We start from the raw sequence: 15,961 nt of genomic DNA on the forward strand, positions 1-15,961 counted from the left end.
TGTGCGGGAAATCAGAAAGTGTGCGGGTGGCGCGTCAGGTGAGCAGGGTGGTGACTTCTGCGTCCTCGAGTTGGTGGAAGTCTTCGTAGGCGGTGCCGACACCGCCGAGCGAGTCCGGGACCAGGGGGCAGACCACTTGGTCGGCTTCGGCGGCGACGCGGCGCAGCGCTTCGGCGGAGGAGACCGGGACGGCGACCACGATGCGGCTCGGCTGGTGCAGGCGCGCGACCCGGCAGGCGACCACCACGGTCGCGCCGGTGGCCATGCCGTCGTCCACGATCACCACGGTCCGCCCGTCGAGCGGGATCGGTTTCGCGTCGCCACGCCACACCGCCCGGCGCCTCTCCAGTTCCGCCCGTTCCGCGTCTTCGATCTGGGCGAACTCGCGCTGGTTTATCCCGGTGTGCGACAAAACATCCGGGTTGAGCACCCGCACACCGTCCTCGCCGATGGCACCCATCGCCAGCTCCGGCTGCCACGGCACGCCGAGCTTGCGGACCAGCAGAATGTCGAGATCGCCACCGATGACGTCGCGCACCGCGGCGGCCACCGGAACCCCGCCGCGCGGCAGACCGAGCAGCAGCGGATGGGCCGCGCGCAGGTCCTCCAGATGCGTGGCGAGCGCGCGACCGGCCAGTGTCCGATCGGGGTAGATCATCCATCAAAACGCTACGCCCACCGATAGCCCGACCACCACCCTTCACGGAATTGCCTTCCGCGATACTGCGGCCCTGTCCGCCCGACCCGGCTCCGCGATTTGCGGCCTCGTCGACTGCCACCACCCCGCATTGAATCGCCTGGCGCGACCGCTGCCCGATGCCGATCACCGCTCGATACTGCGTCAGCCACGCTCCGTGATCGCGAACCGCCGCAACGCGAGGCTCGGATTGGTGGTGCGAACCTTGGCCAAGTGGTCCAGATCGACACTCGCGGTCAACACGCCCGGTTCGTCGCCGATCTCGGCGAGCACTGCCCCGGTCGGATCGACGATCATCGACGCCCCGGCCCCGCGCGGCGCCGCCTGGTCGGCCGCGACCACGTAGACGGTGTTCTCGATGGCGCGCGCACGCACCAGCGTCGTCCACTGGTCGACCTTGCCCGGACCGGGGATCCACTGCGCGGGCAGCACGAGCACCTGGGCGCCCGCGGCGGCCACCCGGCGGATGCCCTCGGGGAAGCGCAGATCGAAACAGGTCTGCAAACCAAATGTCACGTCCGCCACATCGAAAGTGGCCGGTTCCGTGATCGGGCCCGCCTCCACCGTCTCCGATTCGAGGTGTCCGAAGGCGTCGTAGAGGTGCACCTTCCGATACACCGTGGCGAGCGTTCCGTCGGGCCCGAGGACGACGAGCGTGTTGCGGATCCGGCCGCCGCCGGGCTCGCCCTGCTCCACCATTCCGGCCACCAGATGCACCCCGAATTCGCGGGCGATCGCGCCGAGTCCGGTGACGAACGGCCCGGTCAGCGGTTCGGCGACGGCCACGACGCGCTCATCGAGCCGGGTGACGGCAAACATCGAGTATTCCGGCGCGACGACCACGCGGGCGCCCCGATCGCGCGCCGTGCGGACATGCTCGCGCAGCGCGGAAAGGTTGGCCGACGGATCGGTGCCGGGGGCGAACTGGACGACCGCCACGTCCAGCTGGTTCGGTGCTGGGGTCTGATTCGTTTCGGAGCTATCCAGTTGCATACGTCTCACCGTATTGGGGCGGTGGCCGGGCAGGCCAGCACGAGGCAGTAAACTCCTGGTCAATGAGTACCAATCAGGTCGACAGCGTTCCTGGCGACAACGACAGGGACACCGACGGCCCGACTTTCGCCGATCTCGGGATCGATGACCGCATCCTCGCGGCCATCGCCGATGTGGGCTACGAGTCGCCGTCGCCGATCCAGGCCGCGACGATTCCGCCACTGCTCAGCGGCGCCGATGTGGTCGGCCTCGCGCAGACCGGCACCGGCAAGACCGCGGCGTTCGCCATCCCGATCCTGATGGGTCTCGATACCTCCGGCAAACTCCCGCAGTCGCTGGTGCTGGCGCCGACGCGTGAGCTCGCCATCCAGGTGGCCGAGGCGTTCGGGCGCTACGCCACGCACATCCCCGGGCTGAACGTGCTGCCGATCTATGGCGGCCAGGCCTACGGTGTGCAGCTGTCCGGGCTGCGCCGCGGCGCGCACGTGGTGGTCGGCACGCCGGGCCGGGTGATCGATCACCTGGAGAAGGGCACCCTCGACCTGTCGCAGCTGAAGTACCTGGTGCTCGACGAGGCCGACGAGATGCTGAAGATGGGCTTCCAGGAGGACGTCGAGCGCATCCTCAAGGACACGCCGTCCACCAAGCAGGTCGCGCTGTTCTCGGCGACCATGCCGGCGGCGATCCGCAAGATCTCCAAGCAGTACCTGAACAATCCGGTTGAGATCACCGTCAAGTCGAAGACGTCGACCGCCACCAACATCACCCAGCGCTGGGTGCAGGTCTCGCATCAGCGCAAGCTGGACGCGCTGACCAGGGTGCTCGAGGTCGAGTCGTTCGAGGCGATGATCATCTTCGTGCGCACCAAGCAGGCCACCGAGGAGCTCGCCGAAAAGCTGCGCGCCAGGGGCTTTTCCGCCGCGGCCATCAACGGCGACATCGCGCAGAACCAGCGTGAGCGCACCATCGGCCAGCTCAAGTCCGGCGCGCTGGACATCCTCGTCGCGACCGACGTGGCCGCGCGCGGTCTGGACGTGGACCGCATCTCGCACGTGGTGAACTACGACATCCCGCACGACACCGAGTCCTATGTGCACCGCATCGGCCGCACCGGGCGGGCCGGGCGCAGCGGTGAGGCGCTGCTGTTCGTCGCGCCGCGCGAGCGTCACCTGCTCAAGTCGATCGAGCGGGCCACCAGGCATCCGCTGGAAGAGATGCAGCTGCCCAGCGTCGACGACGTCAACGCGCAGCGTGTCACCAAGTTCGGCGACGACATCACCGAGAGCCTGACCTCGCCGAACCTGGCGCTGTTCCGCAGGCTCATCGAGGATTACGAACGCGAACACGACATTCCACTCGTCGATATCGCGGCGGCGCTGGCCGTGCTCTCGCGCGACGGCGACAACTTCCTGATGCAGCCCGAACCGCCGGAGCCGGTGCGCGAGCGCCGCGAACGCCCGGATCGGCCGCGCCGGTTCGAGGGTGAGGACGATCGGACCGGTTTCGGTTCGCACAGCCGGGCCAACGGCACCGAGCTGGCCACCTACCGGATCTCGGTCGGCAAGCGGCACCGCGTGGTGCCCGGCGCGATCGTCGGCGCCATCGCCAACGAGGGTGGTTTACGCCGCAGCGATTTCGGGCACATCAGTATCCGGCCCGACCACAGTTTGGTGGAGCTACCCGCGGACCTGTCCCCGGAGACGCTGGAAGCGTTGCGCCGCACGAGGATCAGCGGCGTCCTCATCCAACTCACCCCGGACGCGGGTCCGCCGGGACAGCGCTCGTTCACCCGCGGCCCGCGCCGTGAGGGCGGGATCGCGAAGCGGCCGGAGCGGCGTAAGCCACGCTCCTGAGCCGGGGAGAGTACGGCGAGGTCAGCCTCGCTAGCTAGAGTGTTGCCGTCCGGTACGGAATTAGTGCTGACGGCAGCGGGTGTCCCGCGAAAACTCGAGACGTGATGAGCGACAATGGCGCTGCCCGCTCATCGATGCCGGCCGGGTGCGGATGTCCCGCAGCGGCCCGAGGTGTCGATGGGCGACAATCGCGCAGCCCGTTCGTCGTCACGAACCGGGTGCGGGTGTCCCGCAAGACACAGGAGGGCCGCGTTTGTTCGTGTTCGGTGATCGTGTCGTCTGCTCCGCCGTCGACCTCGTGCGCGCGGCGCGCTGTGAGTTCGCGCTGCTTCGCGCCCTCGATACCGAACTGGGAACCGTCGCGGCCGATCCGGCGACCACCGCGGAATGGGCGCCCCAGCCGCGCACCTGGTTCGACGACGCACGCGACCGCAGGCTCAGCGACTTCCGCGATCGCTTCGGCAGCTCGATGGTGGAGATCCAACGCCCGCAGTACAAATCGGATAGCGGCAAGACGCTGATCACGGCGCTCTCGGCCGCGCATGCCGAGACCATCGCGGCGCTGCGGGCCGGCGTGCACGTGATCCACGGCGCCACCTTCTTCGACGGAACCTTCGACAGTTCCTGCGATTTCCTGGTGCGCGCCGGTCATCGGGTGCGCTACACCGTGCACGGCACCGCGCACCGCAAGGCCGACCGAGTCGGCACCGCACTCGAACTCGCCGCCTGCGCCGACGCGGTGGACCACAGCGGATCGTTGACCGGCCCGCTGGTCCGGCTGCATCTCGGCGAGGACAACACCGCGTACGCGGTGAGCGATCTGATCCCGGTGTACCGCGCGCGCAGGCGCCGAGTCGAACGCATCCTGGACGAGAAACTGAGCGAACTGCTACCCGCGCAGTGGGGTGATCCGCGCTATCTGGCTTGTGGTCGCTGCGGAACCTGCACGACGGCTGCGGCGGCCGCGCGCGATCTACTCCTCGTGGCCGGTATGCCGACCACCACGCGGGCCCGGCTTCGCGAAGCGGGCGTGAGCACCATCGACCGGCTGGTCGGCACCGAGAGCACGGTGCGCGGCGTGCCACCGCGCACCTTCACCGCGCTGCGCAGGCAAGCCGAAATCCAGCTGCGCCGCGAGGATTCCGGGCAGCCGACGCACAGCCTGGTCGACCCGATCGCACTCGGCGCACTGCCGCCACCCTCCGCCGGTGACCTCTCGCTGACCGTCGTCGGCGGCGGGCGCACCCCGTTGGCCGTCGACGTCGGCGGACCGGGCACCGTGCACCTGACCTTCCGCGGACCCTTCGGCGTCGACGGTGAGCCGGGCAGCGAGGCGGCCGGGCAGCGGCGCGCGCTGGAGGAGGTGCTCGACTATCTCGCGCAGCGGCGGCGGATGTATCCGGACATGCACGTCTACCACTACACCGCCGCGGTGCGCACCGCGCTGCTGCACTGCACCGGCAGCACCGGCGTCGGCGAAGAGATCGTGGACGAACTGCTGTGCGACGGCGTGCTGGTCGACCTGTATCCGATCGTGCGCAACGCGCTGATCATCGGCGAACGCTCCTATCGGCTGAGCAGGCTGGCGCGCCTGCTGCCCGGCGCGGCGCACTCGGCCGACGCCGAACGGGATTGCCTGACCGTGCTGCGCCTACGGGACTGGCTGCTGGATCAAGCCGCCGAGCAGCGCATCGACCCGCAGGCGGTGACGCTGGAGCGGACCGGATCCTGGTGTCAGGTGGCCGGTCCCGACGGGCTGGAGCCCATCCCGCCCTCGCGGCCCTCCTCGTTCGAGGCGGCGCTCGCCGAATACGCCGCGGCACAGGACGAACCGCGCCACGTCGCCGCGATGATGGCCGCGGCGCTCGGCTATCACCGGCGCGAACGGCAGCCGCTGTGGTGGGCGCACGTCGATCGGCTCAGCCACCCGGTCGACGAATGGGCCGACGCCCCAGGGGTATTGGTGGCCGAGTGGGGCACCGTCGACACCAAGTGGCATCGCAGCCCGGACCGCCCGACCATGCGGCGCTACCTCACGCTGACCGGCCGGATCGGTTCGAGCTGGAGCGCGGGCGGCCCCGGACCGGCCACCGTGCTGACGCCGGGCACCACCGTCTACACCTTCTACGACCGGCCCGCGGCCGCAGGCATGGTCACCGCCGTAGGACGCCGCGCGACCGCCGTCGCCACCGTGCTCGGCTGCTCGGTAGACGCCGAATTCGACGACGCGGTCCGGCTCGAAGAACTGCTGCCGGACGGCTGCGAACCCTACGACGAACTACCCACCGCGATCGCCCCCGGCCTACCCGCGTGGGACTGGAATGCCGAGACCGCGGTCGAATTCGCCGCCCAGCAGCTGCTCGTCGCGCTCCCGGAGATCCCCGAGGGCGCCGTGTTCGACCTGCTCGCCCGCCGCCCGCCCCGGTTACGCGGTGGTGCCGCGTTGCCCGAGGTGCACGGTGACCATGCCGCGGCGATCACCGCCGCGATGCGCGAACTCGACCACTCCTACCTCGCCGTGCAGGGCCCGTCCGGTACCGGCAAGACCTCCACCGCCGCCCGGGTGCTCGAGCGTCTGGTCACCCGGCACAAATGGCGGATCGGCATTGTCGGGCAGACCCATTCGACCGTGGAGAACCTGCTGGACGCGGTCGTGCGGGTCGGCGTGCTGCCGGAGCTGGTCGCCAAGAAGGACGTCGAGTCGGTGGCGCCGGAATGGGTGGTCATCGACGCCTCCCGGTACGCGCGTTTCCTGGACAACGCCATCAGCGGCTGCGTACTCGGCGGCACGCCAACGGATTTCGCGAACGAGGCGATGGTGTCCAGGGCAGGGCTCGATCTGCTGGTGATCGCCGACGCGGGCCGGTTCCCGCTGGCCGACGCCGTCGCGGTCGGGGTCAGCGCGCGAAACCTGTTGCTGCTCGGTGACCCGGTGCCGCCCGCCACGCACAGCGCTCATCCGGAGCCGGTCGGCGAATCGGTGCTCGGCTGGCTCGCCGAGGGGCGGCACACGCTGCCCGGCGAGCGCGGCTACTTCCTGGACCGCACCTGGCGGATGCATCCGCAGGTGTGCGACCCGATCTCCCGGCTGTACTACGACGGACGGCTGCGGGCCAACGAAACCGTCACGCTGGCAAGGGAACTCGAGGGCGAGTCGCCCGGCGTGAGCACCGTGCTGGTGCCCCACCACGGCAATGCCACCGAGTCCGCGGCCGAGGCCCGCGAGGTGGTGCGCCGGGTACGCGCGCTGCTCGCGATGAACTGGACCATCGGGGCGATGACCCGGCGGCTGCATCCGCACGACATCTTCGTGGTCGCGCCGTACGCGGCGCAGGTCGGGCGGATCCGAACGCTGCTCGCCCGGGCCAAGATCGAGGATGTGCTGGTCGGCACCCCGGACCGATTCCGCGGCCGGGAAGCCGCCGTGGTGCTGCTCTCGATGACCACGTCCAGCCCGGCCGACGCACCCTACGGGATGCCATTCCTGTTGTCGCGGGCGCTGATTCACGCCGCGCTGTGCCGCGCGATGTGGAAGGCGATCATCATCCGCTCACCACTGCTGAGCGAGTACCTGCCCGCCAGTCCGGACGAAATGCCGGAGCTGGCCGGGTTCTTGCGGCTCTGACTCAGCCGAAGCAGTTGCCTTCGCCGCGATAGGTGGGCACGGTAGTTCTGGTGCCGTCCGAGTCGACCAGGTGCACCTTGTCGAAGCGCTCGCACAGTTCGCCCGCCTTGGCGTGGCGGAACCACACCCGGTCGCCGATGCGCAGCTCCGCCGCACCGGTCAGCGGGGTCTGCACCTCGCCCGCGCCCTCGGTACCGATCAGTCGTAAACCGCTGGGCCACACCGGCATCGGCACGCGCGACGCACCGGTCGGGCCGGACGCGATGTAGCCGCCCGCGAAAACCGTTGCGATGGAAGGGGTCGGCCGACGCAGCACCGAGGTCGCGAAAAACAGTGCGGGCCTCGGCGTGAAGGACCGGTAGTGGTCGAACAAGGTCGGCACGTAGAGCCCGGAACCCGCGGTCACCTCGGTGACATCCGGATCGGCGATGCTGACCTCGATCGACCCGCTGCCGCCGCTGTTGACGATCTCCAGCTTGCCGGTCACCGAGCGGACCGCGTCGAGTACTCGCTTGCGGCGCTTGGTGATCTCCGCGGCGGAGGCCCGCTTCATCAGGCGCAGTGCGACATTGCTGTCGGGCATGCCGGCAATCTGCGCCTCGTAGGTCATCACACCGACCACCTCGAACCCGCGGCGCAACGCTGCCGCGGCGAGGGCGGCGGCCTGCTCGGGCGTGCGGATCGGCGAACGGCGCACGCCGAGGTGGATCGGGCCGATCCGGAGGGAGGCGTCGACATCGAGGCACACCCGTGGATGCACCAGGTCGGTCCCGAGGGCGGCACGGATGAGGTCGAGCTGGGCGACATCGTCGATCATCAGGGTGATCGAGCGGCGCAGCGTCTCGTCGGCGGCGAGTTCGGCCAGCGCGGCCCGGTCGACGGTCGGGTAGCCGAGCAGGATGTCGCGGGCACCGCGCCGGGCCAGCCAGCTGGCCTCGGGCAATGAGTAGCTCATCAGGCCCGCGAAACCACCCGAGGCGGTGAGCTCACCGCCGAGCACTTCTTCGAGGACAGCGCGACAGCGCACGGACTTGCTGGCGACCCGGATCGGCACACCGTTCGCGCGGCGCACCAGATCGGCGGCGTTCGCACGCAAGGCGGTCAGGTCGAGGGCGGCCAGCGGCGGGTCGAGCTCTGCGGTGGCCGCGTGCAGCCCCGCGATGGGGGACGTGTCCGTCACCCCATCAACTCAACCACCAAACTGGTCAAACGTCCAGTACTTGCGGGAACTCATTTCCCGAGGTCACCGCACGCCCGGCGGGGACTAAACCTCGGCGGCGCGGGTGGCCAGGCTGCTCACCAGATCGTCGAGGACCACCAGCATTGTTTCGTCATTGCAATCGGCGAGCCAGCGCAACACGGTGCCTTGCAGCACCGAGACCGCGTAGGTCGCGATGGCCTCCACCGGCTCGAGCCACTGCACACCCGATCGGTCGGCACACAGCTGCAGGAAGGCGGCGACCTCGGTGTCCATCTCCCGATAGACCGCGGACGCGGTGGGGTCGGCCAGGCAATCGGTCTGCGCCTCCCAGCGCTGACGCAGCGTCTGCACCGTGGCCTCGTAGGCCTGTACCTGCTTGGATGGGGCGGCCTTCACCAATGGCCAGTACGCGCTCACGCCGGCGTGCAGTAGCACCCGTAGTGCGCGCACTCCTCCGTGATCCAGTGACGCGGCCGCCTTCTCGACGGCCTCGCAGATGGTCGGCCGCAGCCGAACCACTGCGGTGTCTCCTCGTACGCTCAACGACGACTCCCTCGGCGAAAAGATCTCGCGCACCCTCGTCGGCGCGACTCGTCGAACATGGCGGGCACTCCGCTGGAAATCCCAGGCTGCCCGGTCCAACGTTCATCAATGGTAGAGGGTTTTCGGGGTTTGAGAACAGGTTCAATGGGTATTTCCAGACCGCAAGAATGTTTTGTTACCCAAACGGAATGGTCGGGGTGCCATCGAGCCCTGCCCGGATTTCCCTCTCTCGGGGTCACTCTCAGCCCTGCCCGGCTGATAAGCAGACCGTTGTCCACTGTACGGGCGAGTACCGACGTGCCCCGAATCCTGTGGCCGATCACACAGGTGAAGCACGCAAAACGGTCACCTGCCAGTGTGGAATCCGATCCGGAAACGACACCCGCGCGACGCCTGCGGCCGGATAGCCTGAGTCGGTGACTCTCTCGCCGCCAGCCGACCAGTACTTCATCTCCGGCACCTTCAACTTCCGCGATCTGGGCGGGCTGCGCACCGACGACGGCGCGAAGGTCCGTCCCGGCGTGCTGCTGCGCTCGGCCCAACTGACCGGACTCGACGACGCCGGGTTGGCCACCCTGCGCGAACTGCGCGTCAGCGACGTGCACGACCTGCGCGGCGAACGCGAGATCGGCCACATCGGCAGCGACCGGCTGCCCGAGGGCGTGCGGCTGAACGTCACGCCGTTCGACGCCAGAATGGCCGAGGCGCCGCCGCACCACACCGACGCCCAGGGCGCGTTCGCGCACATGCTCGAGGTCTACCGGATGTTCCCCGCGCTGCCCGAGGCGCACGCGGCGATCACCGCGCTGGCCGAATCGATCGCGCGCGGCGAGGGCGCGGTGCTGGTGCACTGCGCGGCGGGCAAGGACCGCACCGGCTGGGCCGTCGCCACGCTGCTGCGCGCGGTCGGCGTGACCGAGACCGACGTCGAGGCCGACTTCCTGCTGAGCAACGGCGCCATCCCCGCCCTGCGCGCGATGATGACGACGAAACTGCTCGGCGGTGAAGAACTCTCGGTGGATCTGCTTGGCGTGCGCGAGGAATACCTCAGCACCGCTACCGCATCCATGCACGAGTTGCACGGTGATGTGGACTCCTACCTGACGGCCGCCGGGATCACCCCGGAACTGCGCGCACAGCTGCGCGAGCGGATGTTGGAGTGACGCAGGACTATTCGGCCTGAGCCAGGTCGCGGCGCACCAGGCCGTCGGTATCGATGGTGACCTGATCGCCGGTGTGGAACCAGGTACCGGTGAAGCGGGCCGCGGTGGTCGTCGGGTCTTTCCAGTAGCGCGGGCAGACGTTCGGGCCGCGGCACAGCAGTTCGCCGTGGCCCGCCTGCGCCTGCGGTCCCCACAGCGCCAGTTCGGTACCGCCGAACGGGAATCCGAGCACGGTGTCGGCGTCGGTGGCCGACTCCGCCGCGTCGTCGACGGCCAGGCCGATGCCGCTGGTCTCGGTGGCGCCCCAGATCGACCATTGCCGGGCGGCCGGGAACATCTCGCGCAGTTCCACGGCCAGATCGGCTGGGGTAGCGGGCGTCACGGCCCGCTCGCTCCGGTGGCCCGCCTTGCTGATCCTGGCGATGCCCTCGGTGTGCATGCCGTCCGCGCGCAACGCGGCGAGCTCGGGCAGCAGACCCGCGAAGATCCGCGGCGTCGCCGACACCATGTCGATCCGTTCGGCCACAATGGCTTCGGCGAGCCCGCGGGTGTCGCGCGCCAGCACCACGGTGCCACCGACCGCGAAGGTCGGTAAGAGTTGGTCCACGCAGCCGCTGGCATGGGCGAGCGGCAGCAGCACCAGGTTGCGCAGGCCGTCGGTCGGCAGGTCGAGCGCGGCGACCACCGAACGTATTGCCGACAGCAGGTTTTCGTTGGTCAGCTCCACGCCCTTGGGTGCGGTGGTCGCGCAGCGCGGGGTGCCGCTGGTATAGCTGAGCAGCGCCAGATCCCCCAGTGCCGCACCGTCATCGATGAACGCGGCACCGTCGGGCAGCTCCGCGCCACGCGCGATCTCGCGGCCGAGCACGAAATCCGCACTGCTGTCGGCGATCACCCGCTCGGCCACCGCGTCGGGTAACCCGTCGTGCACCAGCACCGGTACCGCGCCGCTGAGCAGCGCGCCGAGAAACGCCTGCACCCAGCGCACGCCCGGGGGCATGTGCACCGCGACCCGGTCGCCGTAACCGATGCCGTGCTCCTGTAACCCGCCTGCGATGCGGGAGGCGGAGTGCCACAGCTCCCGGTAGGTGAGCCGCGGGCCACCCACCTCGACCACGGCCTCCCGCGTGGAGAACGCGTGCACCTGCAGGTCGAGTAGCTCGGTGAGCGCCGGGGTCAGGTTGCCGTAGCGCAGCACCCCGTCGGCGCCGCGCGCCAGCGGGGCATCACGGGCATGCGGATGGGTCAGGGGGTATTCGACGAGCAACTGCGACATCCGTCCTCCGCGCGCCTCGAGTCAGCAGGCACTGCGACTATATGACGAGAGTCACATTTTCGCGGGCAGAGGCGATGAACGTGTCCTAGCTGTCACCGCCCCGTGTAGGTGGCCTTCCCCGGCCCGACCTCGAGGAAGCTGCGCACCGCGCCCTTCAGATCGGCGGTGTCGAACAGCGCGCCGGACACCGCCGGTGTCACCGAATCGGCATGGGCGACACCGCCGGAACGCCACGCCTCGATGATCTTCTTGGTCGCGGCGTGCGCCATCGTCGGCCCCTGCGCGAGGCGGTGCGTCAATTCCCTTGCGGCCGTGTCGACGTCGTCGTGCACGGCGTTCACCACGCCCCACTCCGCCATGGTCGCCGCGTCGTACAGGTCGCCGGTCATCACGAACTCACGCGCCCGGCCCGAGCCCGCGCGTTCGGCCAGCCGCTGCGGGCCACCCATCGACGGCGTCAGGCCGACCACGGTCTCCACCAGACCGAACTTCGCCTTCGGCGCGGCCAGGATGATGTCGCAGGCCAGCGCGATCTCGAAGGCGGCGGTCAGTGTCAGTCCGTGCGCGGCGAACACCACCGGGCACGGCAGCGCCTCGACCGGATGGATGATCTGCGCGAACAGGGTCCGCCAGAGTTCGGCGCCCTGGTCCACCGACAGGCCGTCGAAGACGTGCACGTCGACGCCGCCGGAGACCAGCTTGCCCTCGGCGCGCAGCAGCAGCGCGCGCGGCGGGTTCGCCGACAGCTCGGCGAAGTCCTCGATCAGGGCGTCGAGCATCGCCCGGTCGAAGAGGTTCAGCGGCGGATTGGCGAGCGTCAAGGTCGCTACCTCGGCGCCGCCGTCGGTGATTTCGCGTTCCAGGCGGGTGGCCTTCGCATCGGTCATTCGGTCAGCGTAAGACCTTCGTCTGCCAGACTGTCGAGGTGACCAAGTCGGCGGAAAGCGGCTCCTATGTCGAGCCCGGCGAGTTCAAGCGGGACACGAACTACATCACCACCCGGATCACGGCCGACGGTCGCGACGGCTACCCCGTCGAGCCGGGACGCTACCGACTGATCGCGGCGCGAGCCTGCCCGTGGGCCAACCGCACGCTCATCGTGCGTCGCCTGCTCGGCCTGGAAGACGTGCTCTCGCTGGGGCTGTGCGGGCCGACGCACGACAAGCTCAGCTGGACCTTCGATCTCGATCCCGGCGGCGTCGACCCGGTGCTCGGCATCCCCCGACTACGCGACGCGTATCTGGCCCGGTTCCCCGACTATCCGCGCGGCATCACGGTGCCCGCAGTGGTGGACGTGCCGACCGGGCAGGTGGTGACCAACGACTACCCGCAGATCACCCTCGATTTCTCGACCGAATGGACCGAGTTCCATCGGCCCGGCGCGCCGCAGCTGTATCCCGAAGCGCTGCGCGCCGAGATCGGCGAGGTGAACCGGGCCGTGTTCCGCGACGTCAACAACGGCGTCTACCGCTGCGGTTTCGCCGGATCACAAGACGCCTACGAGGCCGCCTACGACCGGCTCTTCGCCCGGCTGGACTGGCTCTCCGAACGCCTTGCGACACAACGCTATCTGGTCGGCGACACGATCACCGAGGCCGATGTGCGGCTGTTCACCACGCTGGCCAGGTTCGACCCGGTCTATCACGGCCACTTCAAGTGCAACCGCTCGAAACTGAGCGAGCTGCCGGTGCTGTGGGCATACGCGCGTGACCTCTACCAAACCCCCGGCTTCGGCGACACCACCGACTTCGCGCAGATCAAGGAGCACTACTACGTGGTGCACCGCGACATCAACCCGACCGGGATCGTGCCGAAGGGACCGGACCTGGCGAACTGGCTGACCCCGCACGGCCGGGAGGCGTTGGGCGGCAGCCCATTCGGTGACGGCACACCGCCGCCCCCGCCGCCGTTGGCCGAGCGGGTGCCCGCGCTGCACCAGCCGGACTGATGGAACCGGCGAAGCTGGGTACATCGTTGTCATGACGAGCTGGTCGGCACAGGTGCCATAGAGTTCAACCAGCAGACCGGAAGAGGAGGGTGCCGCCGATGTTCAAAGGCGCGTTCGAGAAGACGGTGGTCCAGCTACTCGATTCAGGGTCGCGTATGCAGGCGCCCGCGGTCGCCAAGTACGTCGACCGGATCCGGCGCTCCCACCCGTCGGAAAGCCCAGCACAGATCATCGAGCGCCTGGAGAACCAGTACCTGCTCGCGGTGACCGGGAGCGGTAGCGCCGTCGGCGCGGCGGCGGCGGTACCCGGCGTCGGCACGGTCGCGGCGGTCGCGGCGGTCAGCGCGGAAACCACGTTCTTCATGGAGGCCTCGGCCGTGTTCACTCTCGCGGTGGCGGCCGTGCACGGCATCTCGCCGGAGGACAAGGAGCAGCGCCGAGCGCTGGTGCTCGCCGTCGTGCTCGGCGAGGGCGGCATGGATATCGTGCAGAAGACCGTCGGCACGTCGGCGAAGAACTGGGGCACGGTGTTCGCCAACCGGATCCCCGGCCTGTCGTCGATGAACGATTCGCTGCTCAAGCGGTTCATCGTCCGTTTCATCACCCGCCGCGCCGCGCTGATGGCGGGCAAGGTGGTGCCCGCGGGCATCGGCGCGGTGATCGGTGGCGTCGGCAACCGGGCGATGGGCAAGACCACGGTCAAGAACGCGCGCCAGGCCTTCGGGCCGCCGCCGGTGGTCTGGCCCGCCGACCGGCACCTCATCGTGGACGCCGATCCGCTCACCGCGATCGACCCGTCGCAGCCGCAACCGCCGACCAAGTCGCAGTGAGCGGGGTGGCACCGCTCGCCTTCTCCGTGCGCGCCATGACCAAGCGCTACGGTCTGGCCTCCGCCGTCGAGAACGTGAGTTTCACCGTCGCGTCCGGCACCACCGCCGCCCTCGTCGGGCCGCCCGGCGCGGGCAAGACCACCATCGCGCGGACTTTGCTCGGACTGCTCGAACCCACCTCGGGGACCGCGGCGGTCGGCGGGCCGGGGACCAATCGGCCCCGCGGCGACGCGGATCGTGCCGCCGTCAGTTCGGCTCGGGTCGTCGGCGGGGTGCTCGCGCCACGCGGACTGCATCCCAGACGGACCGCGCGCGACCACCTCCGGGTGTACGCGGCGGCGGTCGGCGTGCCGGACGGCCGGGTCGAGGAAGTGCTCGAGCTGGTCGGGCTCGGTGACGTGGCCCGCTCGAAGGCCGGTGCGCTGTCGGCCGGTCAGCAGACGCGGCTGGCCCTGGCGACCGCAGTGCTCGGCGACCCGCCGCTGCTGGTGCTCGACGAACCGATGGACGGCCTCGACACCGCCGAACGTGGCTGGCTGCAAGACTTTCTGCGCAGGCACGCCAAGCGCGGCGGTAGCGCGCTGGTGACCAGTGCGAGCCTCGCCGCGGTGCTGCCGGGTGCGGACAACGTCATCGTGCTGAACAACGGTGCGGTGGTCTATCAGGGCAGTCCGGCGCGACTGCGCCGCGGGCACCCTGATCGGCTCGTCGTCGCGGCCTCGACCCCGATCGCCCTGGCGACCGTGCTGGCCGCGCGTGGATTCACCGACGCGGTGATCCGGCCGGACGGGCGGCTCGCGGTGGCCGAGGCGACGGAGGCCGACATCAGGGACGCCGCGACGGCCGCTCAGGTGCGGCTGGACAGCATCATCCCCGACCTGATCCATCCCGATCGGGTGCTGGCCTCGCTGACCAAACCCCCGGCGCCGGCGATCTCGCCCTACCCCGGCTTGTCCGGGACCGCTCATCATCCGACGCCGATGCCCTACGGAATTCCTCGATGATCACGATTCTGCCGCCGGAGCTCCTGCCCTCCGTCAACTCCGAGGTGCGCAAGGTCGCCACGCTGCCGGCGAATCGGCTGCTCGTCTGGGTGCCGCTGGTCGTCGCGCTCCTCGCGAGCATGGCCAGTGCGCTCATGGCGGGCAAGGCCGATCCCAGGGGCGAACCCATTACCGGCACCGCGACCCTGGGCCTGTACATCGGCCTCGCGGTGCTGGTCGTGGCGGCGGCGGTGTTCGGCGCGACCAGTACCGGCGCCGAGTACGGGCACCACACCATGCCGATCACCGCGCTGTTCACCGGGGACCGCGACCGGCTCGCCGCGGCGAAACTGGTGGTCACCGGCGTGTTCGCGCTGGCGGTCGCGGTGGCGGTGGAACTGGTCTCGGTGCTGACGCTCGCGGCTTTCGGCCGCGGCAAATTCGACTTCGACCTGGATCTGGCGGCCGTGCTCGGCGGCGGGCTGCTCGCCGCGGTCTGCTGGTCGCTGATCGGCGCCGGCCTCGGGTTCCTGCTGCGTTCGTCGTCGACCGCGATCGGGGTCATGCTCGGCTGGCTCGTCATCGCCGAGCCGCTGCTCTGGCTGATCGCCAACGGCGTCGGTGCCACCGGCTTCGTCACGCTCTTTCCCGGCTCCGCCACCATCAGCACCGTCGCCGTCGGGTCCTACCCCGACAGCGACTTCCTCGCGCCGACACCCGCCGCCATCGTGGTGCTGCTGCTGTGGACCATCGGCATCGGCGGCGCGGGCTGGTGGAACCTGCGACGCCTGGACCTGTGAACCGGGGCAGCTGACGAACGGGAACAACGACGTGTCGGTGCGCGTCATT

13 protein-coding genes are annotated in these 15,961 nt (G+C 69.6%); 7 read left to right on the forward strand and 6 right to left on the reverse strand.

Annotation, left to right across the window (positions count from 1 at the left end; all coding sequences use genetic code 11):
* Positions 1-34: 34 nt before the first annotated feature.
* A complete protein-coding gene (locus tag IBX18_RS26845; RefSeq protein ID WP_194836276.1) occupies positions 35-658 on the reverse strand; it encodes a phosphoribosyltransferase in 624 nt (207 codons plus the stop codon).
* A 183-nt stretch (positions 659-841) separates the two neighbouring features.
* Entirely contained in the window at positions 842-1,690 is an 849-nt protein-coding gene (locus IBX18_RS26850) for a carbon-nitrogen hydrolase family protein (protein ID WP_194836277.1), read from the reverse strand.
* 62 nt (positions 1,691-1,752) lie between these two features.
* On the opposite strand from IBX18_RS26850, the gene IBX18_RS26855 reads away from it, so the two are divergent.
* Together IBX18_RS26855 and IBX18_RS26860 are read left to right on the forward strand one after the other, a co-directional pair.
* The gene (locus IBX18_RS26855; protein WP_194836278.1) at positions 1,753-3,543 is read left to right on the forward strand and encodes a DEAD/DEAH box helicase; all 1,791 of its coding nucleotides are present in this window, start codon (positions 1,753-1,755) and stop codon (positions 3,541-3,543) included.
* 259 nt (positions 3,544-3,802) lie between these two features.
* On the forward strand, positions 3,803-7,168 hold the full coding sequence (locus IBX18_RS26860; protein ID WP_306796434.1) for an AAA domain-containing protein: 3,366 nt from the start codon (positions 3,803-3,805) through the stop codon (positions 7,166-7,168).
* Position 7,169: 1 nt separating this feature from the next.
* On the opposite strand, the gene IBX18_RS26865 is transcribed toward IBX18_RS26860, so the two are convergent.
* Positions 7,170-8,348, reverse strand: a complete 1,179-nt coding sequence (locus IBX18_RS26865; protein ID WP_194836280.1) for an amino acid deaminase/aldolase — start codon at positions 8,346-8,348, stop codon at positions 7,170-7,172.
* A gap of 84 nt (positions 8,349-8,432) precedes the next feature.
* Positions 8,433-8,912: a TetR family transcriptional regulator gene (locus IBX18_RS26870; RefSeq protein ID WP_135233096.1), complete on the reverse strand. Its 480-nt coding sequence runs from the start codon at positions 8,910-8,912 to the stop codon at positions 8,433-8,435.
* A 416-nt stretch (positions 8,913-9,328) separates the two neighbouring features.
* Here IBX18_RS26870 and IBX18_RS26875 point away from each other — a divergent pair, with 416 nt between their 5' ends.
* A complete protein-coding gene (locus IBX18_RS26875; protein ID WP_194836281.1) occupies positions 9,329-10,075 on the forward strand; it encodes a tyrosine-protein phosphatase in 747 nt (248 codons plus the stop codon).
* 7 nt (positions 10,076-10,082) lie between these two features.
* Here IBX18_RS26875 and IBX18_RS26880 read toward each other — a convergent pair whose 3' ends face one another.
* Positions 10,083-11,351, reverse strand: coding sequence for a class I adenylate-forming enzyme family protein (locus IBX18_RS26880; protein WP_194836282.1), 1,269 nt, complete (start codon positions 11,349-11,351; stop codon positions 10,083-10,085).
* A 92-nt stretch (positions 11,352-11,443) separates the two neighbouring features.
* Positions 11,444-12,238, reverse strand: coding sequence for an enoyl-CoA hydratase/isomerase family protein (locus IBX18_RS26885; RefSeq protein WP_194836283.1), 795 nt, complete (start codon positions 12,236-12,238; stop codon positions 11,444-11,446).
* 38 nt (positions 12,239-12,276) lie between these two features.
* Between IBX18_RS26885 and IBX18_RS26890 the strand changes: the two genes are divergently transcribed.
* From IBX18_RS26890 to IBX18_RS26905, 4 genes are all read left to right on the forward strand, one after another.
* A complete protein-coding gene (locus IBX18_RS26890; protein WP_194836284.1) occupies positions 12,277-13,299 on the forward strand; it encodes a glutathione S-transferase family protein in 1,023 nt (340 codons plus the stop codon).
* A gap of 98 nt (positions 13,300-13,397) precedes the next feature.
* The gene (locus tag IBX18_RS26895) at positions 13,398-14,129 is read left to right on the forward strand and encodes a hypothetical protein (RefSeq protein WP_194836285.1); all 732 of its coding nucleotides are present in this window, start codon (positions 13,398-13,400) and stop codon (positions 14,127-14,129) included.
* Positions 14,126-15,133, forward strand: a complete 1,008-nt coding sequence (locus IBX18_RS26900; RefSeq protein ID WP_194836286.1) for an ABC transporter ATP-binding protein — start codon at positions 14,126-14,128, stop codon at positions 15,131-15,133. Before IBX18_RS26895 ends, IBX18_RS26900 begins: the two co-directional genes overlap by 4 nt.
* Positions 15,130-15,912, forward strand: coding sequence for an ABC transporter permease (locus tag IBX18_RS26905; protein WP_194836287.1), 783 nt, complete (start codon positions 15,130-15,132; stop codon positions 15,910-15,912). The genes IBX18_RS26900 and IBX18_RS26905 overlap by 4 nt, the downstream gene beginning before the upstream one ends.
* Positions 15,913-15,961 lie beyond the last annotated feature (49 nt).

Origin of the sequence: Nocardia sp. XZ_19_369, assembly GCF_015355715.1 — a bacterium.
Classification (GTDB): domain Bacteria; phylum Actinomycetota; class Actinomycetes; order Mycobacteriales; family Mycobacteriaceae; genus Nocardia.